Origin of the sequence: Pseudomonas fluorescens (assembly GCF_902498195.1) — a bacterium.
Taxonomy (GTDB): Bacteria; Pseudomonadota; Gammaproteobacteria; order Pseudomonadales; family Pseudomonadaceae; genus Aquipseudomonas; species Aquipseudomonas fluorescens_BU.
This window is the reverse complement of the sequence record NZ_CABVIY010000003.1, coordinates 130,327-155,399: the sequence shown is the minus strand read 5'-3', so window position 1 is coordinate 155,399 and position 25,073 is coordinate 130,327. Positions and strand designations below refer to the sequence as shown.

Below are 25,073 nucleotides of genomic sequence, written 5' to 3'. Positions count from 1 at the left end.
GACGAGTACCCGACGCAGGTACATGGCGCTTTCGCGTCCATCACGAGCAGCGCTCGCTCCTACAGTGGTTTTCGTTCGGCGACCGGATCGCTCCATGCAAAGCGATAAACCCTGGTTGCCGGCCCCGGATGACACTGGCCGTTATCCGCATCCGCCCCGACAATCGACCATGACGACCGCGAGTTTTCACCCAGCGCCCGGGCAGCCTCGGGATGGAAGCAACGCGTCAACAATTCGTCCGGCACCAGTGCAAAGTCCTGCGGATGTTCGCGCAGCCATTGCGCGGCGCTTTCTACCGTGGAGTCGAGCATGCCGAAGTGCACGATCGGCTGGCGCGCGAACAACCAGTGCCCTTCGCTCCAGTTGACCAGCACCAGGTTCGCGCCTTGGGTCAGGGTGTTCGCCCGCGCCATGATCGTCTCATTGGGATTGGTGCCGTCCCTGACTGGCTCGACGAAACCCCGGGCGAACCACAGCACGAACCAGGTCACCACCAGCGCCGGCAACACCCGCCGCAGCCTCGGGCGCGGGCGCAGCCAGCGCTGCAACAGCCAGGGCACCAGCGGCGCGGCCACCAGCACCAGCGCGGGCAACGCCGGGTAAATGTACAGCTTGCGCTTGCCGCTGCTGATGCAGAAAAACAGCACCACCAGCAGCACCCAGCCCAGCAGCACCAGCACCCGGCCGTCTCGCTTTTGCAGTTGGCGGCGCCACGCCGGCACCAGCCATGGCAGCACCAGCACCAGCGGCAGCCAATATTGCGGGATGACGTGGGTGAAGAAGTACCAGAACGGTTCGCGATGGTGCCACGCGGCGGCGTAGCGCCCGGCAGTCTGGCGCAGGAGGATTTCCCGCGCATAGGCGAGTTCGTCCGCCGTGCCGTTGAGCGTGATGGACAGGGCGAGCGGCAGCAGCCAGATCGCAATGGCCGCCAGCATCACCCCCACCCCCAGCAACCAGCGACGCGCCTCGCCCGGCATCGCCACCACGCCGGGCCAGCGCTGGCGCACCGCGTAGCCATAGGGGATCAGCATCAAGGCTGGAAGAAAGCCCACGCCTTTGGTGATCACGCCGATGCCCATGGCCGCACAGCCCACGTAAAACCAGCGCCACGCCGGCCCGAGCAGCAGATGACGCGCCAGGCCGTACAGGCCCAGGGTCGTGAACAGAATCAGAAAGCTGTCGATCTGGCCGGTGCGCAGGATGCTGTAGGTCTGGTACGTGGCCAGGAACAACAGTGCCGCGATGCGACCGATACGCCGGGTCCATAGCCGCCGCCCCAGGTCGTAGACCATCGCCGTGACCGTCACCGCCGAAAACAACCCCGGAAGATAGAGGGCAATGTTGGGCTTGCCGGTGAGCCAGACGAACAACGCCACCGTCCACATGAAGATCGGTGGCTTGTCGCCGTAGATCTCGCCAGCGCGGTGCGGAATCAGCCAGGCACCGTTATGCAACATCTCCAGCGCCACGCCGAGGAACCGTTCCTCGTCGACGTTCTGCGCCTCGCGCAATCCCAGACCTGCACCCATCAACACAAAGGCAAGCAGCATCAGGCCCAGGCACTCGACCCTGGGCGACAAGGTTCGGTGCATGGCTTATTCCTTGGTTTTCCGGCTTTTGGCGATCAATTGCAGGTTGCGCAAATACACGATCGAGCCAAAGGCCTGGCCGGCAATGAACACCGGGTCCTGGCGGTAAATGGCGTAGGCGAACAGCAAGGTGCTGCCGACGATGCTCAAGTACCAGAAGCTCACCGGGATCACGCTGCGTTTTTTGTATTCGCTGTACAGCCACTGCAAGACGAATCGGCCGGTAAAGGCGATCTGCCCGGCAAAGCCGATCACCAGCCACAAGGCTTCGCGCGTCAGGATCATCCTTCCAGCTCCTGGGCGTGAATTTCCTGGGCATGGGTATTCAGGCGGGTGCGCCTGATCAGCCACCAGACACCGATCAGGTCGAGGATGCCCACCAGCGCGCGGTCGAGGTTGCCGTACTTGGATACCCCGGCCGTGCGCGGCCGGTGGTTGACCGGGTGGACGATCATTCGGCCGTTGTGGCGCTGGATCAACGCGGGAATAAAGCGGTGCATGTGGTCGAAATACGGCAGGCGCAAAAACGCCGACCGCTCGATCAGCTTCAAGCCGCAGCCGGTGTCCGGGGTGGCGTCCTTGAGCAGACGACGGCGCAGGTTATTGGCAAAACGCGAGGCCCAGCGCTTGCTCGGCGTATCGCGGCGGTTGACCCGATGCCCGGCCACCAGTTGCACACCCGCCCTGCCCGCCTCGCCCTGTACCAGCGCCAGCATGCCGGGGATGTCCGCCGGATCGTTTTGCCCGTCGCCATCGAGGGTGGCCAGCCATTGCCCCCGCGCCTCCCGCGCCGCGTGGTAGAGCGATGTGCTTTGGCCCAGCGAACGCTCATGACGCAGGATGCGCAAGGTGCCCAGGCCGCTGTCCCTGACCTGCCGCAGTTCGTGCAAGGTGGCATCGGTACTGCCATCGTCGACCACGATGATTTCATAGGACTCATCGGCCATGGCCACGCGAATTTCCTCAAGCAACGGCTTGAGGTTGTTCGCTTCGTTCTTCGCTGGAATCAGCACCGATACTAAAATGTCCTGGCCCATGGTTCTGTTCCCGTTCATGACGTTTTTCCAACCTGGTTGTCCCGTCATGAAGCTTGTAAAACAGAAATATGTCAGTTTCGGTGGTTCAACAAAGTTTCGACGTTTTTGCTACGTTAATGCGGCTATTTCGCATCCCCGCCACGGGGTTTGTAGAACTTGAACAAGCCGATTTCCACGGTCTTGATGTATTCCTTGGACCAATCCGGCTTCACCGTGCGGTCATGGAAATACAGGGCGCCCCCGGTGCGATCCGGCAGCTGTTTGTTCAGCGCCTTGCGCGCGATTTCCTTGGCCATGGCATACGGCACTTCTTCCTGCACCGAATCGGATTTGCCGTCGCACCACCAGGAGAACTGGCAACTCTTGGTTTCCGAACCCTGCTTGACCACGCCGCACACGGTATCCGGGAACCCCTCGTGACCGAGGCGGTTCATGACCACGTTGGCTACCGCTTCCATGTCGGCCGAGTCCTTGCCCTTGGCTTCCCAGTAGATCGAGCGGGCCAGGCAGGTGATGGCGTCGTCCAGCGGCGCGGCGCCGGCGGGGTCCACGGCCTGGACTTCGGACTGGGTAATGGCTTCGGCCTTGGGCGCCGGTGCGGGGCTGCTGTTTTCAGCGGCTTTTTGCTCCAGCACCTCGGCCTTGTCTTCGGCCACTTTTTGTTTTGCTTCGTCTGCGGCGAACGCCGGCGCGGCAAGGATTGTCAGTGCAAGACAGGCAGCGATCCAGTCGAGGCGCATGGTCGGAAGGACTCAGTGGGAATGATCGCTTCAGTGTAGTAGTGAAATGATTGCACATCGCCTCTAACCTTCACGAAAATCCGGTGTCTTCAAGGGGGCAATTTCGCGCATCATGGGCGCAGTCAGCTCAAGGAGGATTTCCATGCGTTTCCTATCATCCGCTCTGCGCTTTGCCGGTTTTTCACTGGGCTTGTCGTTCGCCGCCACCGCGTTGGCGAGCGAAGAGTCGCAACTGATCGAATCGATCAACGTCTACCGCAGCCAGTTGCAGCGCTGCGCCGGCCAGGTCTCCTCGGAACTGCCACCGCTGGCGGCCGATCCGCGACTGGCGCTGAACGCCGCCAGCATCGGCAACCTGCAACAGGCCATGGCCACGGCGGGTTATCCGATGAAAAACGTGCAGGCGATCAGCCTGTCCGGACCGCGTGATGCGGCGTCGGCGATGAAGGCGATCCAGGAAAGCTTTTGCCAGATCGTGCTGGACCCGCAATTCGTCGATGTCGGCGTCAGCCACCAGGACCGCGACTGGCGCATCGTGGTGGCGCGCCCGCTGTTGAGCGCACGCCTGGGAGATTGGCAGGCCGAAGGCCAGAAGCTGCTGGCCGAGATTAACGTCGCCCGCACCCGAACGCGCCAATGCGGCGCGCAATCCTTCAACGCCACCACGCCACTGACCTGGAACGCCACCCTGGCCAGCGCCGCCGAAGCCCAGTCGCGCAGCATGGCCAACAACAATTATTTCGATCACAAGGACCGCGATGGCCGCACCCCGGGCGACCGCGCGGAACTGGCGGGCTACGACTTCCAGCAGATCGGCGAGAACATCGCCGCCGGGCAGGACAGCGTACGCAAGGTGGTCGACGGCTGGCTGACCAGCCCCGGCCATTGCGCCAACCTGATGAACCCGCAGTTCCGCGATGTGGGCGCCGCGTATGCGACCGATCCGAAGAGTGATGCGGGGATTTACTGGACAGTGATGTTCGGGGCGCAGTAAGCGGCCTTGGCCAGCCTGGAATATTCTTTCCCTGTAGGAGCCGCCGGAGGCTGCGATCTTTTGATCTTGCTTCAAAAACAAAATCAAAAGATCGCAGCCTCGTTGCACTCGTCAGCTCCTACACAGCGCCTACAGGCGCGTGTGATCAGTGGCTACTCATCCCCGCCGCCTGCATCAACATCCGCAGCGCCTCGGCCACCACCGCCAACGAAACCACACTCCCCAACCAGATCACCCCCAGCCATCCCAGCCGCTTGTACCCACTATCAATGGTAGCCATCGCCAATCCTCACTTTGCCGCGGAATACGTAGTAGCTCCAGACCGTGTACATCAGGATGATCGGCAGGATGAACAGTGCGCCGATCAGGATGAACAACTGGCTGGTCGCCGGTGAAGCCGCTGCCCACAGGCTGATCGACGGCGGCACGATGTTGGGCCAGAGGCTGAACGCCAGGCCGATGTAGCCGAGGAACACCAGCATCAAGGTAAAGGCGAACGGCCAGTGGGTGTGGCGTTGGCGCAAGGTCCTGAGCAGGCCGAACAGCGCCAGCAAGGCCAGTACCGCCAGCGCGCCGAACACCGCCAGGTGCGCATGGCTGAACCAGCGCGTGGCGATGTCCGGGTGCAGGATCGGCGTCCACACGCAGATCACGCCGATCACCGCCAGCAGCAGCCAGGCCAGGGGCCGGGTGAACAGGCGCATCCGCGATTCCAGCATGCCCTCGGTCTTGACCAGCAACCAGGTGCTGCCCAGCAGCGCGTAGGCGACGATCAGCCCGACACCGCAGAACAGCGGAAACGGCGCGAGCCAGTCCAGCGAGCCGCCGGCGAACTGGCGGTCGACCACCGGGATACCGGCAATGTAGGTGCCGATCACCACGCCCTGGCTGAATGTCGCCAGCAGCGAACCGCCGATGAACGCCATGTCCCAGATGTGGCGCTTCTGCGGGCTGGCCTTGAAGCGAAACTCAAAGGCCACACCGCGAAAGATCAAGCCGCACAACATCAGGATCAGCGGCAAATACAACGCCTCCAGAATCACCGAATACGCCAGCGGAAACGCGCCGTACAGCGCCGCGCCGCCCAGCACCAGCCAGGTCTCGTTGCCGTCCCAGACCGGCGCCACGGTGTTCATCATCACATCCCGTTCCCTGGCATCCGGGATCAGCGGAAACAGAATGCCCAGCCCCAGGTCGAAGCCGTCCATGATCACGTACATCATCACGCCGAAGGCGATGATCACGCCCCAGATCAGCGATAAATCGATACCTTGAATACCCATGTTTCAACTCCCCTTTATCAATGGACGCGGGCGTCGGTTTCAAAGACGTCAGCGTCCGCCGACAGTGGCCGGCGCGGCGTGACCACTTGCTCGGAATGACCTGTAACGGCGTGTTCGTGATGAGGCTGCGGCCCCTTGCGCACCAGTTTCATCATGTAGCCGATGCCCACGGTGAACACCGAGAAGTAAATGATCACGAACAGCGCCAGCGAGATGCTCAGCTGCGTGACACTGTGATTGGACGCGGCGTTCGCCGTGCGTTGCAGGCCATACACCACCCACGGCTGACGCCCGACTTCGGTGGTGATCCAGCCGGCCAGCATGGCAATCAGGCCGCTCGGCCCCATCCACAGCATCAGGCGCAGAAACCAGCGATTGCGATAGATCGCGCCGCTGCGGCGCAAGGCCAGGCCCAGTACGCCGGCCAGCACCATCAACATCCCAAGGCCCGCCATGACGCGGAAGCTCCAGAAGATGATCGTCGCGTTGGGCCGGTCCTCTTTCGGGAAGCTCTTGAGCGCCGGGATTTGCTGGTCGAGGCTGTGGGTCAGGATCAGGCTGCCCAGGTACGGAATCTCAATGGCGTATCGGGTTTTCTCGGCCTGCATGTCGGGGATGCCGAATAGCACCAGCGGCGTGGCTTCGGTGCCATTGTTTTCCCAGTGCCCTTCAATGGCGGCGATTTTCGCCGGCTGATGTTCCAGGGTATTCAAGCCATGGGCATCGCCCACCACAGCCTGGATCGGGCAGACGATCAAGGCCATCCACAGCGCCATCGACAGCATCTTGCGCACTTGTTTGGTGTCGTTGCCGCGCAATAGGTGCCAGGCCGCCGACGCGCCGACAAAAAACGCCGTGGCGACGAACGCGGCAATCGCCATGTGCGCCAGGCGGTACGGGAACGACGGGTTGAACACGATGGCCAGCCAGTCCAGCGGCACGACGCGGCCGTCGACGATCTCGAAGCCCTGGGGCGTCTGCATCCAGCTGTTGGAGGCAAGAATCCAGAAGGTCGAGATCAAGGTGCCGATGGCGACCATGACCGTCGAGAAGAAGTGCAAGCCGCGCCCGACCCGGTTCCAGCCAAACAGCATGACCCCCAGGAACCCGGCTTCGAGGAAGAACGCGGTGAGCACTTCGTAAGTCAGCAGCGGGCCGGTGATGGCGCCGGCGAAGTCGGAGAACCGGCTCCAGTTGGTGCCGAACTCATAGGCCATGACCAGCCCCGAGACCACGCCCATGCCGAAGTTGACCGCAAAAATCTTCGACCAGAAATGGTAGAGATCGCGGTAAGTGTCGTTGCGGGTTTTCAGCCAGAGCCCTTCGAGTACTGCCAGGAAACTGGCCAGGCCGATGGTGATGGCGGGAAAGATGATGTGGAACGAAACCGTGAACGCGAATTGCATCCGCGCCAGGTCCAGTGCCTGCCAATTGAACATGTCGAAATCCTCGTCGAGGCTTTGAAACTGTAGGAGCGAGCCTGCTCGCGAAGAGGCCGGCACCTTCAACATCAATGGCGCCTGACACTCCGCATTCGCGAGCAGGCTCGCTCCTACAAGGTTTTGGGTGATCGCTACTACGCGGCCGAAGTGGAAATCAGGCCGTTGGCCTTCGCCTGCTCAAGCCGGATGGCGACGAACTTGGAAGTCGGGGTGTAGGTACGGTCGCCGTAGCTTTCCAGCGGCACCAGCGGGTTGGTCTCCGGGTAATACGCGGCGGCCTGCCCGGCCGGAATGTCGTAGGCGATCAGGGTAAAGCCGCTGACCCGACGCTCGCGGTCGTCGTCCCACAGCGCCACCAGGTCGACCTTCTGCCCCGGTTCGAACCCGAGCCGGCGGATGTCCTGCTCGTTGGCGAACACCACGTCGCGCATGCCGTAGACCCCGCGATAACGATCGTCCAGGCCGTAGAGCGTGGTGTTGTACTGATCGTGGGAGCGCATGGTCTGCAGGATCAGATGCGGCTTGACCGCCAGGTTGCGCACGCCTTCGCTGATCAGGTGCTCGGGCAACACGCTCGGGGTGAATTGCGCCTTGCCGCTCGCGGTTTTCCAGATGCGATCCGCCGCGTCGTTCGGCATGTGGAAACCACCCGGGTGCTGCACGCGCTGGTTGAAGTCGTGGAAGCCGGGAATGGTGTCGGCAATCAGGTTGCGGATACGCCCGTAGTCACCGACGGCCCAGTTCCAGTCGATCGGCCGGTTACCCAGGGTCGCGGCGGCGATGCCGGCAATGATCGCCGGTTCCGAGCGCAGGTGTTTTGACTTGGGCTTCAGCTGGCCGTGGGAGATGTGGATCATGCTGAAAGTGTCTTCCACGGTGACGCCCTGCGGCCCTTCGGCTTGCAGGTCGATGTCGGTACGGCCCAGGCACGGCAGGATCAGCGCTTCACGCCCGGTCACCAGATGGCTGCGGTTGAGCTTGGTGGCGATGTGCACGGTCAGCTCGCAGTTGCGCAGCGCGGCGTGGGTGCGTGGGGTGTCCGGGGTGGCCTGGGCGAAGTTGCCGCCCAGGGCGATAAACACCTTCGAACGCTTCTGCTCCATCGCCGAAATCGCCATCACCGTGTTGTGGCCATGTTCCCGTGGCGGCTTGAAGGCGAAGCGTTTTTCCAGGGCGTCGAGCAATTCGGTGGGCGCCAGTTCGTTGATGCCCATGGTCCGGTCGCCTTGCACGTTGCTATGGCCGCGAACCGGTGACAGGCCGGCGCCAGGACGGCCGACATTGCCGCGCAGCAGCATCAGGTTGATGACTTCCTGCAACGTCGGCACCGAGTGCGTGTGCTGGGTCAGGCCCATCGCCCAGCACATGATCACGCGTTTGGCCCGGGCGTACATGCGCGCGGCCAGTTCGATGTCGGCCAGGGTCATGCCCGACTGTTGCTCGATGTGTGCCCAGGCGGTGGCGTCGACTTCGGCCAGGTAGTCGTCCATGCCCGAGGTGTGCTCGGCGATGAACGCGTGATCGAACACCGGCTCGCCACCGGTGGCCTGGGCTTCACGCTCCCATTGCAAGAGGAACTTGGCCATGCCGCGAAAGACCGCCATGTCGCCACCCAGTGCCGGGCGGAAGTAGGCGGTGTTGGTCGGTTCGGAACCGTTGAGCAGCATTTCGATCGGGTGCTGCGGATGCTGGAAACGCTCCAGCCCGCGCTCCTTGAGCGGATTGATGCAGATCACCTGCGCCCCGCGCTTGACCGCTTCACGCAGCGGTTCGAGCATCCGTGGGTGGTTGGTGCCGGGGTTCTGGCCAATGACGAAAATCGCGTCGGCATGCTCCAGGTCGTCGAACACCACAGTGCCCTTGCCCACGCCCAGGCTTTCGATCATTGCCACCGCGCTGGCTTCGTGGCACATGTTGGAGCAGTCGGGAAAATTGTTGGTGCCGTAGGCGCGGACGAACAATTGATAGAGAAACGCCGCTTCGTTGCTGGCCCGGCCCGAGGTGTAGAACTCGGCCTGGTCTGGCGACTCCAGGGCATTGAGATGTTTGGCGATCAGCGCGAAGGCGTCGTCCCAGGTGGTTTCCACGTAGCGGTCGGTGCTGGCGTCATAGCGCATCGGATGGGTCAGCCGGCCTTGATACTCCAGCCAGTAATCGCTTTGTTCGGCCAGCGTCGCGACGCTGTACTTGTTGAAGAAGGCCGGGTTGACCAGGCGGCCGGTGGCTTCCCAGTTAACCGCTTTGGCGCCGTTCTCGCAGAACTTGACCATGCCGTTTTCCGGCGACTCGCCCCACGCGCAACCGGGGCAGTCGAAGCCGCCGTTCTGGTTGGTCTTGAGCATCATGCGGATGTTCTTCAGGGCGTTTTCACTGCCCAGCCAGTTTTTGGTAACGGCGATCAGCGCGCCCCAACCGGCGGCGGCTCCTTTGTAGGGTTTGTAGCGGTCGACTTGAGACATGCGGCTTCTCCGTGACAATGCACACAGGCTTTGGCCCGATTCAGGCCATTGATCGTTTGACGGAGAAAGCATATGAACGGGGAGAAATTATTGTCTAATCGCTATTTATGACCACTTGATCGAAGATATTTATCATCGTTTTTTATCGTTGTTTATCAATGATTTACAAAACTTATGAAACATTCAAAGTGGAAACTTTATTCATCATAGAGCCCGTCGATCAACCAGTCATTAATAGTGATTGGACGCCCCCTCAAGTTGCACTTAGCCTGCGCTCAACAACCCCCTTATTGTAGGAGCGAGCCCTGCTCGCGATGGACTCAAGAGCACCGCGTTCAGCCAGTAAGCACGCGTCATCGTTGGCGACCATCGCGAGCACGGCTCGCTCCTACAGTTCAATCAATGCACGCAGTGCCAAGTGAGGATGTCATGTCGGAACGAGTCTTGATTGATGGGTTCGCCAGGCGCGTGGACTATCTGCGGATGTCGGTCACCGATCGCTGCGATTTCCGTTGCGTGTATTGCATGGCCGAGGACATGCAGTTCCTGCCGCGCCAGCGGGTGCTGACCCTGGAAGAGATCTACCAGGTGGCGCAGAGTTTCGTCGCGCTGGGCACCCGCAAGATCCGCCTGACCGGGGGCGAGCCGCTGATCCGTCCGGGCGTGGTGCCGCTGTGCCAGAAGATCGCCGCCCTGCCCGGCCTGCGCGAACTGTGCATGACCACCAACGGTTCGCAGCTGGCGAAACTGGCCGGGCCGTTGTTCGAGGCCGGGGTCAAGCGCCTCAATATCAGCCTCGACTGCCTGGACCCGCAACGCTTTCGTGAACTGACCCGCACCGGTGATCTGGCGCAGGTGATCAAGGGCATCGACGCCGCCAGTCAGGCCGGCTTTCGTAACACCAAGCTCAACTGCGTGGTGATGAAGGGCCGCAACGATCATGAGATCAACGATCTGGTGAGCTTTGCCATCGACCGCAACCTCGACATCTCCTTCATCGAAGAAATGCCCTTGGGCACCATCAGTGAACACAGCCGCGCGGAGTCGTTTTATTCAAGCGCCCAGGTCCGTGAGCGGATTGCCGAACGCTACACTCTGATTGATTCCGCCGAGTCGACCCAGGGCCCTTCGCGCTACTGGCGGCTGGCCGAGGCGCCGCATATTCGCCTGGGGTTCATTTCGCCCCACAGCCACAACTTCTGCGGCACCTGCAACCGGGTGCGGCTGACCGTCGAGGGACGGCTGCTGCTGTGCCTGGGCAACGAGCACTCCGCGGACCTCAAGGCGGTGCTGCGCAGCCATCCCGGACAACCCGAACGCCTGGAAAAGGCCATTATCGAGGCGATGAAACTCAAACCTTACCGACACAACTTCGAAGTGAACGACGATGTCCAGGTCGTTCGCTTCATGAACATGACGGGCGGCTGAAACCATGATCGTCAGACCCAAACCCAACCTGATCGGCGTCCTGACGTCGCTCAAGGGCTCGATCGCCAAACGCATTGCAAGGCGCAGCCTGATGGTGACCTTGCTGGCCTCGGCCATCGTGCTCATCGAAACCCTGCACCCGAGCTACTTCTCCAAGGTCAGTGCCACGCCGTTCACCCTGCTCGGCTTGTCGTTGTCGATCTTCATGAGTTTTCGCAACAACGCCTGCTATGACCGCTGGTATGAAGCGCGCAAGGCGTGGGGGGATGTGATCGTCGAGATCCGTTCGATGATCCGCGAAACCCTGATCATCAAGGATGCCGGCGAGCGCCACACCCTCCTCAGCAACCTGTGCGGTTTCGCCCATGCGCTCAATGCCCGCTTGCGCACGGAAAACGAACTGGCCGCCAGTGGCGACTGGTTGCAGCCGTTGCCCACAAGCGGCACGACGGACATCAGCGGGCAGGTGCTGCTGCAGGTCGGGCAGCAGTGCTCGAACCTCAATGAGTCAGGCGTCATCAGCGAATGGCGCTACACCATCATAGCCAGCCACCTGGCCAACCTGACCCGCGCGCAAGCGGTCTGCGAACGGATCAAGAACACACCGCTGCCGTTCCCCTACACCTTGCTGCTGCACCGGACCATTTACCTGTTCTGCATCCTGTTGCCGTTCGCCATGGCCGAACCCCTGGGCTGGCTGACGCCGGTCTTCACCGCGATTGTCAGCTACACCTTTTTCGGCCTGGATGCGATTGCCGATGAACTGGAAGACCCGTTCGGCCGCGACGAAAACGACCTGCCCACCGACGCCATCGTACGCAACATCGAGCGCGATGTCCTGCAAGCCCTGGGCGTGAGCGAACTGCCACCGCAGCTGGAACCGGTGGACTTCGTCCTCAACTGACACCTTCAAAAACAACGCAAATCCTGTAGGAGCTGCCGCAGGCTGCGATCTTTTGGCGATCTCAGTGATTGTCGAAGATCAAGATCAAAAGATCGCAGCCTGCGGCAGCTCCTACAGGTATTGCGGCTTCAGGACAACTCGCTGAACGGGATGAACCGTGCCGTATCGCCGACTGCCAGCGTACGGTTCTCCAGCACTTCCAACAGCCCATCCGCCCAGGAGGCCCCCAGCAATACGCCTGAGCTCTGGTTCGGATAGAGCACGGCGCGACCGCCTTCCAGCCTGGCGCGCAGGTATTCGCGGCGGCTTCCCGGCTTCGGCCAGGCGAAGCCGACGGGGATGGGGAAACTCAGTGGCTCGACCGCTTCGACGCCCTGGATTCGCAGCAGGTACGGCCGGGCCAACAGGCCGAAGGTCACCAGCGCCGAGGCCGGATTACCCGGCAAGCCCATCACCGGTACAGGGCCGAACTGGCCAACGGTCAAGGGTTTTCCGGGTTTGATCGAGAGCTTCCACAACAGCGGTTTGCCGCATTCGCGCAGCACCTGGCCGAGGCAATCGGCGTCGCCGGCCGAGACGCCGCCGGTGGTCAGAATCAGGTCGGTTGCGTGCTGCAAGTGTTCGAGCGTGAGTCGCGTCTGCCGCAGATCGTCGGGAACAATGCCGGCGTCGATGACGTCGCAGCCCAAGGCACTCAACCAATGGCTCAACAACGTGCGGTTGCTGTTGTAGATACTGCCGGGTTTGAGCGGCGTGCCCGGTTCGACCAGTTCATTGCCGGTGGACAGCAACGCCACGCGCGGCCGACGCACCACCTGGACATGGGTGCAGCCCTGAGCCGCCGCCACCGCCAACTCGAACGGCCCCAGGCGCTGGCCGGCGTGCAGCAGTACATCACCGGCGCGGTTCTCCTGGCCTTGCGGGCGGATGTTGCTGCCCACGTTCAGCGCTTGCGTGAAGCGAATGCGGCCGTCATCCAGCACTTCGGTGTTTTCCTGCATCTGCACCCCATTGGCGCCTTCAGGTATGGGCGCACCGGTGAAGATTCGCGCGCACGTTCCCGGTGTCAGCGCTTCGGGGGCTTGCCCGGCAAACACCTGCTGCGACACGGGCAATGGCTGGCCGTCCCAGTCGTCGACGTTCAGCGCGTAACCGTCCATGGCGCTGTTGGGCCACGGTGGCAGATCCAGGGTCGCCACCAGGTCAGCGGCCAACACCCGTTGCCGCGCGGCACTGACCGGCACCGATTCGCTGTCTTGCAGACGCTGTGCCTCGGCCATCTCCAGCAAGCGGCGGATGGCCTCCTCCACTGGCATTAACGCTGAGGCACTCACGCTCTCGTCCCGCAAGCCTGAACGGATTTCAGGTGCGGGACGAAATTGCACGGACGATGCCGTGCGTCCAGTTGCTCGGCGAGAATGCCTTCCCACGCGGTGCGACAGGCGCCGGTGGAACCGGGCAGGCAGCAGACCAGCGTGCCATTGGACAGTCCGGCCAGGGCCCGGCTCTGTACGGTCGAGGTGCCAATGTCGAGGATGGATATCGCCCGGAACAACTCGCCGAAGCCATCGATCTGTTTATCCAGCAAACAGGCCACGGCTTCAGGCGTGCTGTCGCGCCCGGTGAAGCCGGTGCCGCCGGTGATCAGCACCACCTGGATCCGGTCATCGGCAATCCAGGCCGCCACCTGCGCACGGATTTTGTACAGATCATCCTTGAGCAGATTGCGCTCGCCGAGGGTGTGACCGGCCTCCAGCAAACGACTGACCAACAGTTGCCCGGACGTATCGTTGGCATAGTCACGGGTATCACTCACCGTCAGAACGGCGATATTCAACGGAATAAACAATGCATCCGGTTTAACGCTCATGGGACTCTCCGGCCAATCTCGATTAAATAACTTTCAGAGACTAAGGCGCGGTCACTGGCAGTGTCTAATCACTCTAACCAACTGCACTATCGAGGCGATCTATCGGTATATCCGACCCCTGTAGGAGCGAGTTCACTCGCGATGGTCGTGAACGATAACGCGTTAAACCAGATGCCCAACAACGCCCTTGCGTTTTTCGCGAGCGTGCTCGCTCCTACAGGTATCGAGGCTGTGATAGAGCCGATCGATAACGCGTTCAACAGCAGTGATTGGACGCCTGTCAACGACAATGCGATCGTCCGCGTCAATACTTACCTCTCCGTCCCTTCGCCAGCAGGTGCCGTCATGGACATTAAACAACTCAAGTTCCTGATCGCCCTGGAGCAGACCCGCCACTTCGGCCAGGCCGCCGCGCGCTGCCACATCACCCAGCCGACCCTGTCGATGCGCCTGCGCAACCTGGAGGATGAACTGGACCTGGTGCTGGTCACTCGCGGCCAGCGTTTCGAGGGTTTCACCGAGGCGGGCGAGCGCGTGCTGGCCTGGGCCCGGACCCTGCTGGCCGCCCACGACGGGCTGTTCGCCGAAGCCGCCGCGTGCCGTGGGCAACTGGTCGGCAACCTGCGCATGGGCCTGGTGCCACTGAGCAGTTTCAACCCCGTCAGCTACATCCAGGGCCTGTCCCACCGCTTTCCGGAGCTCAAGTTCAGCCTGTCGTCCTTGAGTTCCGACCAGATCATCGAGAGCCTGGGCAACAACCAACTGGACCTGGGCGTGTGCTACCTCGACCACGTCAACCCGAACTACTTCGAGTTTTTCGAGATCGGCGAGACCCGCGTCGGCTTGCTGTACGACACCCGGCATTTCCATTTCGACGGCAACGAAATGAGCTGGGAAGACGCCGCCGAACTGCCCCTGGGCATGATCAGCAACGGCATGCATTACCGAAAATCCATCGACCTGAGCTTCCGCAGCCGCGGGCTCAACCCGCAACCGATCCTGGAAAGCGATTCGACGTACCAGCTGCTCCAGGCGATCCACGAAGGGTTCTGTTGCTCGATCATGCCGCTTGACAGCGGCCTTGAAGAACCGATCGAACACCTGGCGTTCATCGATCTGCCGGACGCCAGCGTGCTGGCCCCCCTGGGCCTGGTGATGCGCAAGACCGAACCGCGCTCGGCCATCGCCGAAAAGTGTTTTGCCGAAGCGCGATTGCTGTTTCCACCAAAGAACTGACTATCAATTGATTAATTAAAAACATTCAGCCAAACCACTTCGCCAGCGATGATAGACCTCACCAATCAGCGCATCGGAACAAGCGATTGGACGCCCCGAAAAGTTGCCCGTAGCCTGAACTCAACCCAGTGCTTCGAGGTTCTTTTCATGTTGTGCCAAGTTGAAAACCATAGTGATCGAAGCGATACCAACGCCCCTGCGCCTAAACCACTGGACGTGAACTTTCGCGAATACGACAGCGGCGCGGCCACCTCCCGGGCCGCCCTGGCGGCGGAAATTGCCCTGGCGATCACTTACAACGGTTTGAGCCAGGCGGTGATGATGGTGTCGCCCGGCAATCTCGAAGACTTCATCCGCGGTTTCAGCGTCAGCAACGACATCGTCGAGGACCAGGACGAAATCTACGACCTGCGCCTCAGCCATTTCGATCAGGCCGTGCAGGCCGATGTGCAGATTTCCAGCCGCGCATTCTGGGCCCTGAAAAACCATCGCCGGCAAATGGCCGGCACCAGCGGTTGCGGGCTGTGCGGCGTGGAGGCGCTGGAGCAGGCGCTGCCGAAACTGGCCATGCTCGACCCCGTCGCCCTGCCCCCGGCGGAGCATTTCATCGGCATCCGCGATCGCATCGAACAGGCCCAGCAAATGGCGCGCAGCAGCGGCGCACTGCACGCGGCGCTGTACTTCGATGACCAGGGCTCGGCGCTGGTCTGCCGTGAGGACATCGGTCGCCACAACGCGCTGGATAAATTGATCGGCGCCCTGCAGCACGCCGGCATCGACAGCCGTCGCGGCTTCACCGTGGTCACCAGCCGGTGCAGCCTGGAACTGATTCACAAGGCGGTCAGGGCCAGGCTTGGCACGCTGGTCAGCCTCTCCGCGCCCACCGCGCTGACCGTGCAATGGGCGATCAGACACCGCCTCAACCTGATCCATGTGCCTCACCGCAACGCCCCCCGTATCTACAGCCCGGCATGATGCCTTCACACGATCACCGCGCTGACCGGCGCAGGAGTTACCCGTGACCACCCCTTCGGATTTACCGCCCGGCGGCTTGACCCACCTCGACAGCCAGGGCCACGCCAACATGGTCGATGTCAGCGACAAGCGCTCGACCCAGCGCGAGGCGCAGGCCCAGGCCTGGGTGCGCATGCGCCCCGACACCCTGAAACTGATCCAGAGCGACGGCCATCCCAAGGGCGATGTATTCGCCGTGGCGCGGATCGCCGGGATCATGGCGGCGAAGAAAACCAGCGAGCTGATCCCGCTGTGCCACACCTTGCTGCTCAGTTCGATCCACATCGAACTCAAGGCCTGCGCGCCGGACAGCGTGAAAATCGTCGGCACCTGTCGCGTCGAGGGCCAGACCGGCGTCGAGCTTGAAGCGCTGACCGCCGTCAGCGTCGCCGCCTTGACGCTCTACGACATGTGCAAGGCGGTGGACCGCGGCATGGTCATCGACGATATCCGCCTGCTCAGCAAACAGGGCGGCCGCTCCGGGCACTTCACCTTCGAGGACGCGCAATGATCCTGATCAACTACTTCGCCCGCTACCGCGACCTGCTCAACCTGGGCGGTGAAAAACTGCCATTGACCGACGACCTCAAGACCATCGAAGACGTCCGTCAATTGCTCATGGCTCGCAGCGAGTTGTGGCACACCGTGCTCGGTGAAAGCCGCCTGATGTGCGCGCTGAACCAGGAGCTGTGCCAACCGGATCAGCGGATCGAGGACTTTGACGAGATCGCGTTTTTCCCGCCCGTCACCGGGGGCTGAACACACCGGCTGGGCAAACCGCCGCATCATGGCTACTGTCTCTGGCTCAAGGCGCATCAATTCAAGGAGCCCACGCTTGAGCCTCACAACGCCCCCCACCACGCAACAGGATTTGCCACGGCCCGCGCCGGTCAGCCTGCGGCAAGCCTTCGGTTTCTGGCTCAAGCTCGGTTTCATCAGTTTCGGCGGGCCGGCGGGGCAGATTTCGATCATGCACCAGGAACTGGTCGAGCGCCGTCGCTGGATATCCGAGCGACGCTTTCTGCATGCCCTCAACTACTGCATGTTGCTGCCCGGCCCCGAGGCCCAGCAACTGGCGACCTACATCGGCTGGCTGATGCACCGCACCCGGGGTGGCGTGCTGGCGGGCGCGCTGTTCGTGCTGCCGTCGCTGTTCATCCTGATAGCGTTGTCCTGGGTGTACATCGCCTTCGGTGAGGTGCCGGCGGTGGCCGGTCTGTTCTACGGGATCAAGCCGGCGGTGACGGCGATCGTGGTACAGGCGGCTCACCGGATCGGTTCCCGGGCATTGAAGAACGGCTGGCTGTGGGGCATCGCCGGCGCCTCTTTCGTCGCCATTTTCCTGCTCAATGTGCCGTTTCCGCTGATTGTGCTGGGCGCAGCCATCACCGGCTTTCTGGGGGGGCGCCTGGCGCCGGACACATTCAGCGTAGGCGGCCACGCCAGCGCCCGGAAATCCTTCGGCCCGGCGCTGATCGACGACGACACGCCGCCTCCCGCACATGCCCGTTTCAGTCGCTGGAAACTGCTGCGCCTGAGCCTCGTGGGCGCGGTGTTGTGGACGCTGCCGATGGCCACCCTCACCGCGCTGTTCGGCTGGGACGGCACGCTGACGCAGATGAGCTGGTTCTTCACCAAGGCGGCGCTGCTGACGTTCGGCGGCGCCTACGCCGTGCTGCCGTATGTGTATCAGGGCGCGGTCGGCCATTATGGCTGGCTGACGCCGACGCAAATGATCGATGGCCTGGCGCTCGGCGAAACCACCCCCGGCCCGTTGATCATGGTCGTGGCCTTCGTCGGCTTTATCGGTGCCTATGTGCATCAGGTGTTCGGCCCGGACCAGGCGTTCGTCGCCGGCGCGGTCGCCGCGACGCTGGTGACCTGGTTCACCTTCCTGCCCTCGTTCCTGTTCATCCTCGCCGGCGGGCCGCTGGTGGAGTCGACGCACAACCAACTCCAGTTCACCGCCCCGCTGACGGCGATCACGGCGGCCGTGGTCGGCGTGATCCTCAACCTGGCATGCTTCTTTGCCTACCACGTCCTCTGGCCCAACGGCTTCGCCGGGCAACTGGACTGGCCTTCGCTGCTGATCGCCCTCGCCGCCGCGACCGCGCTGCTTCGGTTCAAGCGCGGGGTGATCGAAGTGTTGATCGGCTGCGGGCTGATCGGACTGGGGGTGCACCTTCTACGCTGAAACAAACATTTACAGGCATCGCTTTCACCCCTAGTATCCAGACACCCCCGGATGGCGTGTCATCAGCCACCGACGTTTTCCCCCTGCTGGAAAAAGATTCATGAGCCAATTGCCGCCAGAGCAACACGTCTCGATTCAGGCCACCTCGCTGCTGGCCGCGGACGGCATTGCCCCATGAAACGCATCGTCAACCTGCCCATGGCCCTGCGCCGCTCAAAACTGCGTCACTCCGCACGTCCGCCGGATAGCACCCTGCTCGCCTGATCGCGTTCCCGACGCGTAGAGCCTCTTCTTTTCGCTATCGCTGCCAGCACGCCCCGGGCTTTTGCCCGCCGTCGTGTCGTGGCCTGAATCCGTGCGCCCGCGTGGCGCCAACGTGAGTGACGAACAATGAAATTCGCAGCCCTTGAAGATGCCCAACTGTTTTTGGCGAACAACCCCGATATCGACATGATCGAGCTGTTCATCCTCGACGCCAACGGCGTGCCGCGCGGCAAGCTGTTGCACCGCGAGGAACTGCTGGCGGTGTACGAAAGCGGTCGTCCGCTGCCCAGCACCATCCTCGGCCTGACCTTGCAGGGCGACGACGTCGAGAACTCCGGGCTGGTCTGGGATGTGGGCGATATCGATTGCCGCGCCTACCCGCTCGAAGGCAGCCTGGTACGTTTGCCATGGCGGCAGATTCCGACCGCCGCGGTGCAAGTCAGCATGCACCCGCAGGAAGGCCAGCCGGCGAGCATCGCCGACCCGCGCCACCTGCTGATCAAGATCATCGATGGCCTGAAAGCCGAGGGTTATCACCCGGTGATGGCCTGCGAGCTGGAGTTCTACTTGCTCGATGCCAAGCGTGATCATCAGGGGCGCCCGCAACCGGCACTGGATGCCGACGGTGGTCGACCGAGGCATACGCAGGTCTATGGCCTGCGCGAACTGGAGCAGATCGAACCGTTCCTCGCCGACCTTTATGCCGCGTGCAAACTCCACGGCATCCCGGCGCGCACGGCGATTTCCGAGTACGCCCCCGGCCAGGTGGAAATCACCCTGGAACACGGCGATGCCTTGCAGGCGATGGACCAGGCGGTGCGTTACAAGCGACTGGTCAAAGCCGTTGCCCACCAACACGGCATGCAAGCCACGTTCATGGCCAAACCCTTCGATCACCTGGCCGGCACCGGCATGCACATGCACGTCAGCATCGCCGATGCCGAGGGCCGCAACCTGTTCGCCTCCGAAGACCCGGCCGGCACGCCGCTGCTGCGCACGGCCATCGGCGGCATGCTCGCCTCCCTGCTCGACTCGCTGCTGCTGTTCTGCCCCAACGCCAACTCCTACCGGCGTTTCCAGGCCAACAGCTATGCGCCGCTGGCGCCGACCTGGGGCGTGGACAACCGCACCGTCAGCCTGCGGGTTCCGGGCGGACCGGCCAACAGCCGACATATCGAACATCGTATTTGTGGTGCCGACGCCAACCCGTACCTGGCGGCGGCGGCGATCCTGGCCGGCATCCATCGCGGTATCCGCGAGAACCTCGATCCGGGTGAGCCGGTGCAAGGCAACGGCTATGCGCAAGCCACGCAACTGCTGCCCACCGACTGGCTGACGTCGCTGACGGCGCTGGAGAACTCGGCGTGGGCGCGGGATGCGTTGGGGCAGGAATTTTTGGGGGTGTATCTGGCGGTCAAGCGGGCCGAGTATCGGCAGTTCATGGCCGAGGTGGGGGAGCAGGATTGGCGCTGGTATTTGACTGAGGCGTAAGCCCGTTGGATGCACGCTATCCCCTGTAGGAGCGAGCCTGCTCGCGATGAGGTCATATCAGCCACATTTTTGGTGAATGACACACCGCTATCGCGAGCAGGCTCGCTCCTACAAGGTCCCCACTGTCTTCACTACCGCTTTTCGCCCGGACGCCAAAATGACTCAACAACGCACCCATTCCTACTACACCGCCACCCTCAACCAGGACACCGACTACCCGACCCTGCAAGGGCATCACCGGGTTGACGTGGTGATCATCGGCGGCGGTTTCACCGGCGTCGCCACGGCCGTCGAACTGGCGGAAAAAGGCCTGAAGGTCGCCATCGTCGAAAGCCACAAGATCGGCTGGGGCGCCACCGGGCGCAACGGTGGCCAGGTCACCGGCAGCCTGTCGGGCGACGAAGCGATGCGCAAACAGATGCGCCGCACCCTCGGTGAGGACGTCGATGATTTCATCTGGCACCTGCGCTGGCGCGGCCACCAGATCATCGAGCAACGGGTGGAAAAGTACGGCATCGCCTGCGACCTCAAGCACGGGCATCTGCATGCCGCCTACAAGCCGAGCCACATGGTCGGCTTGCGCAAGGATTACGTAGAGGCGGTGCACCGGGGCATGGGCGATGACGTCAGCCTGCTTGACCGCAGTGAGGTGCGCGACCTGCTGCAAAGCGACCTCTACCATGGCGCCATCAAGAACACCCGCAACATGCACCTGCACCCGCTGAACCTGTGCATCGGCGAAGCGCGGGCGGCGCAGAGTCTTGGCGCGCTGATCTTCGAAAACAGCGAAGTGCTGGAGATCATCCATGGCGACACGCCCGGTGTGCGCACGGCTCATGGCCGCATCGACGCCAATCAGGTGCTGCTGGCCGGCGACGTCTACCACAAGCTCGAACCGGGCAAGCTCAAGGGCAAAATCTTCCCGGCCATGGGCGGCATCGTCACCACCGCGCCGCTGGGCGACCTGGCCCGGCAGATCAACCCCGAAGACCTGGCCGTGTATGACTGCCGTTTCGTACTCGACTACTACCGCCTGACCGCCGACGGCCGCCTGTTGTTCGGCGGCGGCGCCAACTACAGCGGCAAGGACTCGCGCGACATCGCCGCCGAACTGCGCCCGTGCATCGAGCAGACATTCCCGGCGCTCAAGGGCGTGGCCATCGATTACCAGTGGAGTTGCGCGATGGGCATCGTCATCAACCGCATCCCGCAACTGGGCAAGCTCTCGGACAACGTCTGGTACTGCCAGGGCTACTCCGGCCACGGCATCGCCACCACCCACATCATGGGCGAAATCATGGGCCGCGCGATCACCGGGCAACTGCAGCAGTTCGACACCTTCGCCGCCTGCCAGCACATCCGCGTGCCCATGGGCGACCTGCTCGGCAACCCGATGCTGGCGGCGGGCATGTGGTACTACCAGATGCTCGAACGATTGCGCTGATTCCCCCAACAACCCCTGTAGGAGCTGTGTAGGAGCTGTCGAGTGAAACGAGGCTGCGATCTTTTGATCTTAAAAGCGAAGATCAAAAGATCGCAGCCTTCGGCAGCTCCTACAGGGGTGATTTCAAGCGTCTACCTGCACCACCTCGATCCCCAGCGCCCGGTAGTCCCCGACATCCCCCGAGGCCACATGCCACTCGGTGATCAGCGTGTGCAAGCGCGAACAGGGCGCGACCACGAAGGGTTCCACCGCGCCCAGTTTGTCCGCGGTGGTGACCGCAATCACCCGGGACGCACTGTCGAGCATCGCCTGTTTCACCGGCACTTCGTCAAAGTGCAGCGAGCTGATGCCGACGTCCGGGTGTATCGCGCACACCCCGGTGAACAATAGGTCGGCGTTGATGCCTTCAAGCAGGCGCAAGGTTTCATGGCCACTGGCCGACATCGTTGCCGGGTTGAGCTGACCACCCGCCAGAATCACCTTGATGCCCGGGTATTCGGACAGGGTAATCGCGGTCATCGGCGAGGCGGTGACCGCGGTGATGCAGATGTCCGACGGCAGTGACCGCGCGATCTGCAAGGTGGTGGTGCCGGAATCGAACATCACGATCTGCCCGTTCTCGACCCGGTCGGCCGCCAGCTGCGCCAACCGGGTTTTCACCTCATCGGTTTCACTGATGCGGGTGAAGTAGTCCTTGCCGGTGTCCTTGGGCCTGGGCAAGGCCCCGCCGTGCACCCGCTGCACCAAGCCGGCGCCGGCCAGTTCCGACAGGTCGCGGCGGATGGTGTCTTCTGAGACGGCGAAATGCTGGCTCAATTCGGACGCCATGACCTTGCCGTCGCGTTCGAGGATCAGGAGGATTTTCTGGCGACGCAGGTGAGGCAGTTCGGCGGGAGAATGGTCGTGCATGATCATGCCTGTTTATGCGTGAATTTGCGTGTTTGTGCGAGATTAGCCAAACCACCGCTCAAACACAAACCCGCGCCCGCCCCGGCGAGGTGCCCCAGGTATCATTTATTTCGATCTTTTAAATCATTACGCCCAATTTTTTATTTCCCTGGCCGGTCATCACAATGGCGCCATCAAAAATGTTCTGGATGGATACCTCATGAATCTCAATTTCGCGTTTGCGTGCATGATCGTGGTCTCGTTCACCATCGCCCTGGTGCACACCTGATCCAGCAATCGGCAAAAACCATGACCCCGGTCATATTTGATCTATAAACAATGCTGGCATGCTTTGGCTCAGGTCGCTTGAAGGCGTCCCCCAAAGTAGTTGATCTCTCGGACAGCGGTGGACAAATGGATGTCTGCCTGGAGATTTCCCCGCATGAAAGCATTGAAGATAGCCGCGAGCGACACCGTACACGACAGTTTCCAGACCTCCCGCGAAGTCATCCCGATCACCCAGACCGACTACACCGACGTCGCCGTCGCCGTGTTCTCGGTCGAGGATGTCCTGGCCGGCGCCCTGGCCGCCCTGCAACGTACCGGTTTCGATATTCCGATTTTCCTGGTCACCGCCCCCGGCACCGGCACTCGCGCACGGGACGTGTATAAGCACCTGGAAGACGTGTTGCTGCAGGTGAACGGGATATTCGACCCTTCCAGCAACAACGCCCAATACCATGGCCATCAGCTGGAAACGGCGGCCAAAGCCTACGAAGACAGCCTGCTGCCACCGTTCTTCGACACGCTCAAGCGCTACACCGAATCGGCCAACGCGACCTTTGCCTGCCCCGGTCACCAGGGCGGCCAGTTTTTCCGCAAGCACCCGGCGGGCCGGCAGTTCTTCGACTTCCTCGGCGAAACCGTGTTTCGCGCCGACATGTGCAACGCCGACGTCAAGCTCGGCGACCTGCTGATCCACGAAGGCCCGGCGCTCAGGGCGCAGAAGCACGCGGCCAAGGTGTTCAACGCCGACAAGACCTACTTCGTCCTCAACGGCACGTCGGCCTCGAACAAGGTCGTCACCAACGCCCTGCTCACCCCCGGCGACCTGGTGCTGTTCGACCGCAACAACCACAAATCCAACCATCAGGGCGCGTTGATCCAGGCCGGCGCCACGCCGGTGTACCTGGAAACCGCGCGCAACCCCTACGGTTTTATCGGCGGCATCGACGCCCATTGCTTCGAAGAAGCCTACCTGCGTGAACTGGTCAGCGAAGTCGCTCCGGACAAGGCCCACCTGCCACGGCCGTTTCGCCTGGCGATCATCCAGCTGGGCACCTACGACGGCACCGTCTACAACGCCCGGCAAGTGGTCGACCGCATTGGCAAACTGTGCGACTACATCCTGTTCGACTCGGCGTGGGTCGGCTACGAACAGTTCATCCCGATGATGAAGGACTGTTCACCGCTGCTGCTGGACCTTAATGAAAACGACCCCGGCATCTTCGTCACCCAGTCGGTGCACAAACAACAGGCCGGTTTTTCCCAGGCCTCGCAGATCCACAAGAAAGATCGCCACATCAAGGGCCAGGCACGCTATTGCAACCATCACCGCCTGAACAACGCGTTCATGGCCCAGGCCTCGACCAGCCCGTTCTATGCGATTTTTGCCTCGCTGGACGTCAATGCGCGCATCCATGCCGGCCGCAGCGGCCTGCGCCTGTGGGAAGACTGCGTGAAGTTCGGCATCGATGCGCGCAAGTTGATCCTCGAAGCCTGCACCATGATTCGCCCGTTCGTGCCCGACACCATTGAGGGCCGTGCGTGGGAGGACTACCCCACGGAAGACATTGCCGCCGACCTGCGCTTCTTCGAATTCCACCCCAAGGATCGCTGGCACGCCTTCGGTGGATACGCCGAAAAACAATACTTCATCGACCCCTGCAAGTTGCTGTTCACCACCCCGGGCATCGACCCGGTGGACGGCAGCTACACCGACTTCGGGATTCATGCCGGCATCCTCGCCAACTTCCTGCGCGAGAACGGCATCGTTCCGGAAAAGTGCGACCTGAACTCGATTCTGTTCCTGCTCACCCCGGCCGAAGACTGGGCGAAGATGACCCACCTGGCCTCGCAAATCGCCCGCTTCGAACGCTTCGTCAGTGATGACGCGCCGATGAGCCGGGTGTTGCCGGCGATCTATGCCCAGCATTCGGAACGCTATCGCAACTACACCATTCGCCAGCTCTGCCAGGAAATGCACGACCTGTACCGCAACCACAACGTGCAGCAATTGCAGAAGGCGATGTTCCGCAAGGAACACTTCCCGAAAAAAGCCATGGACCCACAGGCCGCGCAAATCGAGTACATCCGGGGCAACGTCGAACTGGTGGCGCTGGCTGACGCCGACGGGCGCATCGCCGCCGAAGGGGCTTTGCCCTACCCGCCTGGCGTGCTCTGCGTGGTGCCGGGGGAAATCTGGGGCGGCGCGGTATTGAAATACTTCCTGGCGCTGGAAGAAGGCATTAACGCATTGCCCGGATTTACCCCGGAACTGCAAGGGGTGTACTTGAAAGAGGAAAACGGACGTACCCGTGCCTATGGGTATGTGCTCAAGAACTAACCTGCGCGTTAACTCTCACTCAGGCAGCCCTTTGACTGCCTGAGTGAAGCTCCATTACAAACAAGAATGACTATCACTCCCACAGTAAGTGGTAACTGGCCGCTGTAATAAGCATCAGCGTTATAACTTGTGGTGCCCGCGAACTAACAATGCTCCGCCGTCGGTCG

The 25,073-nt window shown here is 62.1% G+C and carries 22 protein-coding genes; 11 read left to right on the top strand and 11 right to left on the bottom strand.

Annotation, left to right across the window (positions count from 1 at the left end; translation table 11 throughout):
• Window positions 1–59: 59 nt before the first annotated feature.
• From F8N66_RS11615 to F8N66_RS11600, 4 genes are all read right to left on the bottom strand, one after another.
• Entirely contained in the window at window positions 60–1,595 is a 1,536-nt protein-coding gene (locus F8N66_RS11615) for an ArnT family glycosyltransferase (protein ID WP_150770302.1), read from the bottom strand.
• Between the two features lie 3 nt (window positions 1,596–1,598).
• On the bottom strand, window positions 1,599–1,877 hold the full coding sequence (locus tag F8N66_RS11610; protein WP_150770301.1) for a lipid-A-disaccharide synthase N-terminal domain-containing protein: 279 nt from the start codon (window positions 1,875–1,877) through the stop codon (window positions 1,599–1,601).
• Window positions 1,874–2,629 carry a glycosyltransferase family 2 protein gene (locus F8N66_RS11605; RefSeq protein ID WP_150770909.1) on the bottom strand — a complete coding sequence of 252 codons (756 nt, stop codon included), beginning with the start codon at window positions 2,627–2,629 and terminating at the stop codon, window positions 1,874–1,876. Before F8N66_RS11605 ends, F8N66_RS11610 begins: the two co-directional genes overlap by 4 nt.
• Before the next feature lie 122 nt (window positions 2,630–2,751).
• Window positions 2,752–3,369: a cell wall hydrolase gene (locus tag F8N66_RS11600; protein WP_150770300.1), complete on the bottom strand. Its 618-nt coding sequence runs from the start codon at window positions 3,367–3,369 to the stop codon at window positions 2,752–2,754.
• A gap of 142 nt (window positions 3,370–3,511) precedes the next feature.
• On the opposite strand from F8N66_RS11600, the gene F8N66_RS11595 reads away from it, so the two are divergent.
• Window positions 3,512–4,363, top strand: a complete 852-nt coding sequence (locus F8N66_RS11595; protein WP_150770299.1) for a CAP domain-containing protein — start codon at window positions 3,512–3,514, stop codon at window positions 4,361–4,363.
• Window positions 4,364–4,508: 145 nt separating this feature from the next.
• Here the strand turns inward: F8N66_RS11595 and F8N66_RS11590 are convergent, their stop codons facing one another.
• From F8N66_RS11590 to F8N66_RS11575, 4 genes are all read right to left on the bottom strand, one after another.
• Complete coding sequence (locus F8N66_RS11590; protein ID WP_150770298.1) at window positions 4,509–4,643, bottom strand: DUF2474 domain-containing protein; 135 nt, start codon at window positions 4,641–4,643, stop codon at window positions 4,509–4,511.
• Window positions 4,630–5,646, bottom strand: a complete 1,017-nt coding sequence (gene cydB / locus F8N66_RS11585; protein WP_150770297.1) for a cytochrome d ubiquinol oxidase subunit II — start codon at window positions 5,644–5,646, stop codon at window positions 4,630–4,632. Before cydB ends, F8N66_RS11590 begins: the two co-directional genes overlap by 14 nt.
• A 17-nt stretch (window positions 5,647–5,663) precedes the next feature.
• Window positions 5,664–7,085 (bottom strand): cytochrome ubiquinol oxidase subunit I, encoded by a 1,422-nt coding sequence (locus F8N66_RS11580; RefSeq protein WP_150770296.1) that lies wholly within the window; start codon window positions 7,083–7,085, stop codon window positions 5,664–5,666.
• A 137-nt stretch (window positions 7,086–7,222) separates the two neighbouring features.
• The gene (locus F8N66_RS11575) at window positions 7,223–9,547 is read right to left on the bottom strand and encodes an FdhF/YdeP family oxidoreductase (protein WP_150770295.1); all 2,325 of its coding nucleotides are present in this window, start codon (window positions 9,545–9,547) and stop codon (window positions 7,223–7,225) included.
• Window positions 9,548–9,976: 429 nt separating this feature from the next.
• Here F8N66_RS11575 and moaA point away from each other — a divergent pair, with 429 nt between their 5' ends.
• Both moaA and F8N66_RS11565 read left to right on the top strand, forming a co-directional pair.
• Window positions 9,977–10,975, top strand: a complete 999-nt coding sequence (moaA, locus tag F8N66_RS11570) for a GTP 3',8-cyclase MoaA (RefSeq protein ID WP_150770294.1) — start codon at window positions 9,977–9,979, stop codon at window positions 10,973–10,975.
• Between the two features lie 4 nt (window positions 10,976–10,979).
• Window positions 10,980–11,879 (top strand): bestrophin family protein, encoded by a 900-nt coding sequence (locus F8N66_RS11565; RefSeq protein ID WP_150770293.1) that lies wholly within the window; start codon window positions 10,980–10,982, stop codon window positions 11,877–11,879.
• A gap of 128 nt (window positions 11,880–12,007) precedes the next feature.
• Here F8N66_RS11565 and glp read toward each other — a convergent pair whose 3' ends face one another.
• Both glp and moaB read right to left on the bottom strand, forming a co-directional pair.
• Window positions 12,008–13,213 carry a gephyrin-like molybdotransferase Glp gene (glp, locus tag F8N66_RS11560; RefSeq protein WP_150770292.1) on the bottom strand — a complete coding sequence of 402 codons (1,206 nt, stop codon included), beginning with the start codon at window positions 13,211–13,213 and terminating at the stop codon, window positions 12,008–12,010.
• Window positions 13,210–13,749, bottom strand: a complete 540-nt coding sequence (gene moaB, locus F8N66_RS11555) for a molybdenum cofactor biosynthesis protein B (protein WP_150770291.1) — start codon at window positions 13,747–13,749, stop codon at window positions 13,210–13,212. The genes glp and moaB overlap by 4 nt, the downstream gene beginning before the upstream one ends.
• Before the next feature lie 345 nt (window positions 13,750–14,094).
• Here moaB and F8N66_RS11550 point away from each other — a divergent pair, with 345 nt between their 5' ends.
• From F8N66_RS11550 to F8N66_RS11520, 7 genes are all read left to right on the top strand, one after another.
• Window positions 14,095–14,985 (top strand): LysR family transcriptional regulator, encoded by an 891-nt coding sequence (locus tag F8N66_RS11550; protein WP_150770290.1) that lies wholly within the window; start codon window positions 14,095–14,097, stop codon window positions 14,983–14,985.
• A gap of 147 nt (window positions 14,986–15,132) precedes the next feature.
• Window positions 15,133–15,960, top strand: coding sequence for a formate dehydrogenase accessory sulfurtransferase FdhD (fdhD, locus tag F8N66_RS11545; RefSeq protein ID WP_150770289.1), 828 nt, complete (start codon window positions 15,133–15,135; stop codon window positions 15,958–15,960).
• 43 nt (window positions 15,961–16,003) lie between these two features.
• Window positions 16,004–16,510 carry a cyclic pyranopterin monophosphate synthase MoaC gene (gene moaC / locus F8N66_RS11540; RefSeq protein WP_150770288.1) on the top strand — a complete coding sequence of 169 codons (507 nt, stop codon included), beginning with the start codon at window positions 16,004–16,006 and terminating at the stop codon, window positions 16,508–16,510.
• Window positions 16,507–16,758: a MoaD/ThiS family protein gene (locus F8N66_RS11535; RefSeq protein WP_150770287.1), complete on the top strand. Its 252-nt coding sequence runs from the start codon at window positions 16,507–16,509 to the stop codon at window positions 16,756–16,758. The genes moaC and F8N66_RS11535 overlap by 4 nt, the downstream gene beginning before the upstream one ends.
• A 76-nt stretch (window positions 16,759–16,834) precedes the next feature.
• Complete coding sequence (chrA, locus tag F8N66_RS11530) at window positions 16,835–18,193, top strand: chromate efflux transporter (RefSeq protein ID WP_224790463.1); 1,359 nt, start codon at window positions 16,835–16,837, stop codon at window positions 18,191–18,193.
• A gap of 390 nt (window positions 18,194–18,583) precedes the next feature.
• Window positions 18,584–19,948 (top strand): glutamine synthetase family protein, encoded by a 1,365-nt coding sequence (locus tag F8N66_RS11525; protein WP_150770285.1) that lies wholly within the window; start codon window positions 18,584–18,586, stop codon window positions 19,946–19,948.
• Between the two features lie 157 nt (window positions 19,949–20,105).
• Window positions 20,106–21,392: an NAD(P)/FAD-dependent oxidoreductase gene (locus tag F8N66_RS11520; protein WP_150770284.1), complete on the top strand. Its 1,287-nt coding sequence runs from the start codon at window positions 20,106–20,108 to the stop codon at window positions 21,390–21,392.
• 123 nt (window positions 21,393–21,515) lie between these two features.
• On the opposite strand, the gene F8N66_RS11515 is transcribed toward F8N66_RS11520, so the two are convergent.
• Complete coding sequence (locus F8N66_RS11515) at window positions 21,516–22,301, bottom strand: DeoR/GlpR family DNA-binding transcription regulator (RefSeq protein ID WP_150770283.1); 786 nt, start codon at window positions 22,299–22,301, stop codon at window positions 21,516–21,518.
• Between the two features lie 421 nt (window positions 22,302–22,722).
• Here F8N66_RS11515 and speF point away from each other — a divergent pair, with 421 nt between their 5' ends.
• Window positions 22,723–24,906, top strand: coding sequence for an ornithine decarboxylase SpeF (gene speF, locus F8N66_RS11510; protein ID WP_150770282.1), 2,184 nt, complete (start codon window positions 22,723–22,725; stop codon window positions 24,904–24,906).
• Window positions 24,907–25,073: the final 167 nt, after the last annotated feature.

Excerpts from the sequence above, each read along its gene's own strand:
- F8N66_RS11615 (WP_150770302.1), bottom strand. The coding sequence starts at position 1,595 with ATGCACCGAACCTTGTCGCCCAGGGTCGAGTGCCTGGGCCTGATGCTG.
- F8N66_RS11610 (WP_150770301.1), bottom strand. The coding sequence starts at position 1,877 with ATGATCCTGACGCGCGAAGCCTTGTGGCTGGTGATCGGCTTTGCCGGG.
- F8N66_RS11605 (WP_150770909.1), bottom strand. The coding sequence starts at position 2,629 with ATGGGCCAGGACATTTTAGTATCGGTGCTGATTCCAGCGAAGAACGAA.
- F8N66_RS11600 (WP_150770300.1), bottom strand. The coding sequence starts at position 3,369 with ATGCGCCTCGACTGGATCGCTGCCTGTCTTGCACTGACAATCCTTGCC.
- F8N66_RS11595 (WP_150770299.1), top strand. The coding sequence starts at position 3,512 with ATGCGTTTCCTATCATCCGCTCTGCGCTTTGCCGGTTTTTCACTGGGC.
- F8N66_RS11590 (WP_150770298.1), bottom strand. The coding sequence starts at position 4,643 with ATGGCTACCATTGATAGTGGGTACAAGCGGCTGGGATGGCTGGGGGTG.
- cydB (WP_150770297.1), bottom strand. The coding sequence starts at position 5,646 with ATGGGTATTCAAGGTATCGATTTATCGCTGATCTGGGGCGTGATCATC.
- F8N66_RS11580 (WP_150770296.1), bottom strand. The coding sequence starts at position 7,085 with ATGTTCAATTGGCAGGCACTGGACCTGGCGCGGATGCAATTCGCGTTC.
- F8N66_RS11575 (WP_150770295.1), bottom strand. The coding sequence starts at position 9,547 with ATGTCTCAAGTCGACCGCTACAAACCCTACAAAGGAGCCGCCGCCGGT.
- moaA (WP_150770294.1), top strand. The coding sequence starts at position 9,977 with ATGTCGGAACGAGTCTTGATTGATGGGTTCGCCAGGCGCGTGGACTAT.
- F8N66_RS11565 (WP_150770293.1), top strand. The coding sequence starts at position 10,980 with ATGATCGTCAGACCCAAACCCAACCTGATCGGCGTCCTGACGTCGCTC.
- moaB (WP_150770291.1), bottom strand. The coding sequence starts at position 13,749 with ATGAGCGTTAAACCGGATGCATTGTTTATTCCGTTGAATATCGCCGTT.
- F8N66_RS11550 (WP_150770290.1), top strand. The coding sequence starts at position 14,095 with ATGGACATTAAACAACTCAAGTTCCTGATCGCCCTGGAGCAGACCCGC.
- fdhD (WP_150770289.1), top strand. The coding sequence starts at position 15,133 with ATGTTGTGCCAAGTTGAAAACCATAGTGATCGAAGCGATACCAACGCC.
- F8N66_RS11535 (WP_150770287.1), top strand. The coding sequence starts at position 16,507 with ATGATCCTGATCAACTACTTCGCCCGCTACCGCGACCTGCTCAACCTG.
- F8N66_RS11525 (WP_150770285.1), top strand. The coding sequence starts at position 18,584 with ATGAAATTCGCAGCCCTTGAAGATGCCCAACTGTTTTTGGCGAACAAC.
- F8N66_RS11520 (WP_150770284.1), top strand. The coding sequence starts at position 20,106 with ATGACTCAACAACGCACCCATTCCTACTACACCGCCACCCTCAACCAG.
- F8N66_RS11515 (WP_150770283.1), bottom strand. The coding sequence starts at position 22,301 with ATGCACGACCATTCTCCCGCCGAACTGCCTCACCTGCGTCGCCAGAAA.
- speF (WP_150770282.1), top strand. The coding sequence starts at position 22,723 with ATGAAAGCATTGAAGATAGCCGCGAGCGACACCGTACACGACAGTTTC.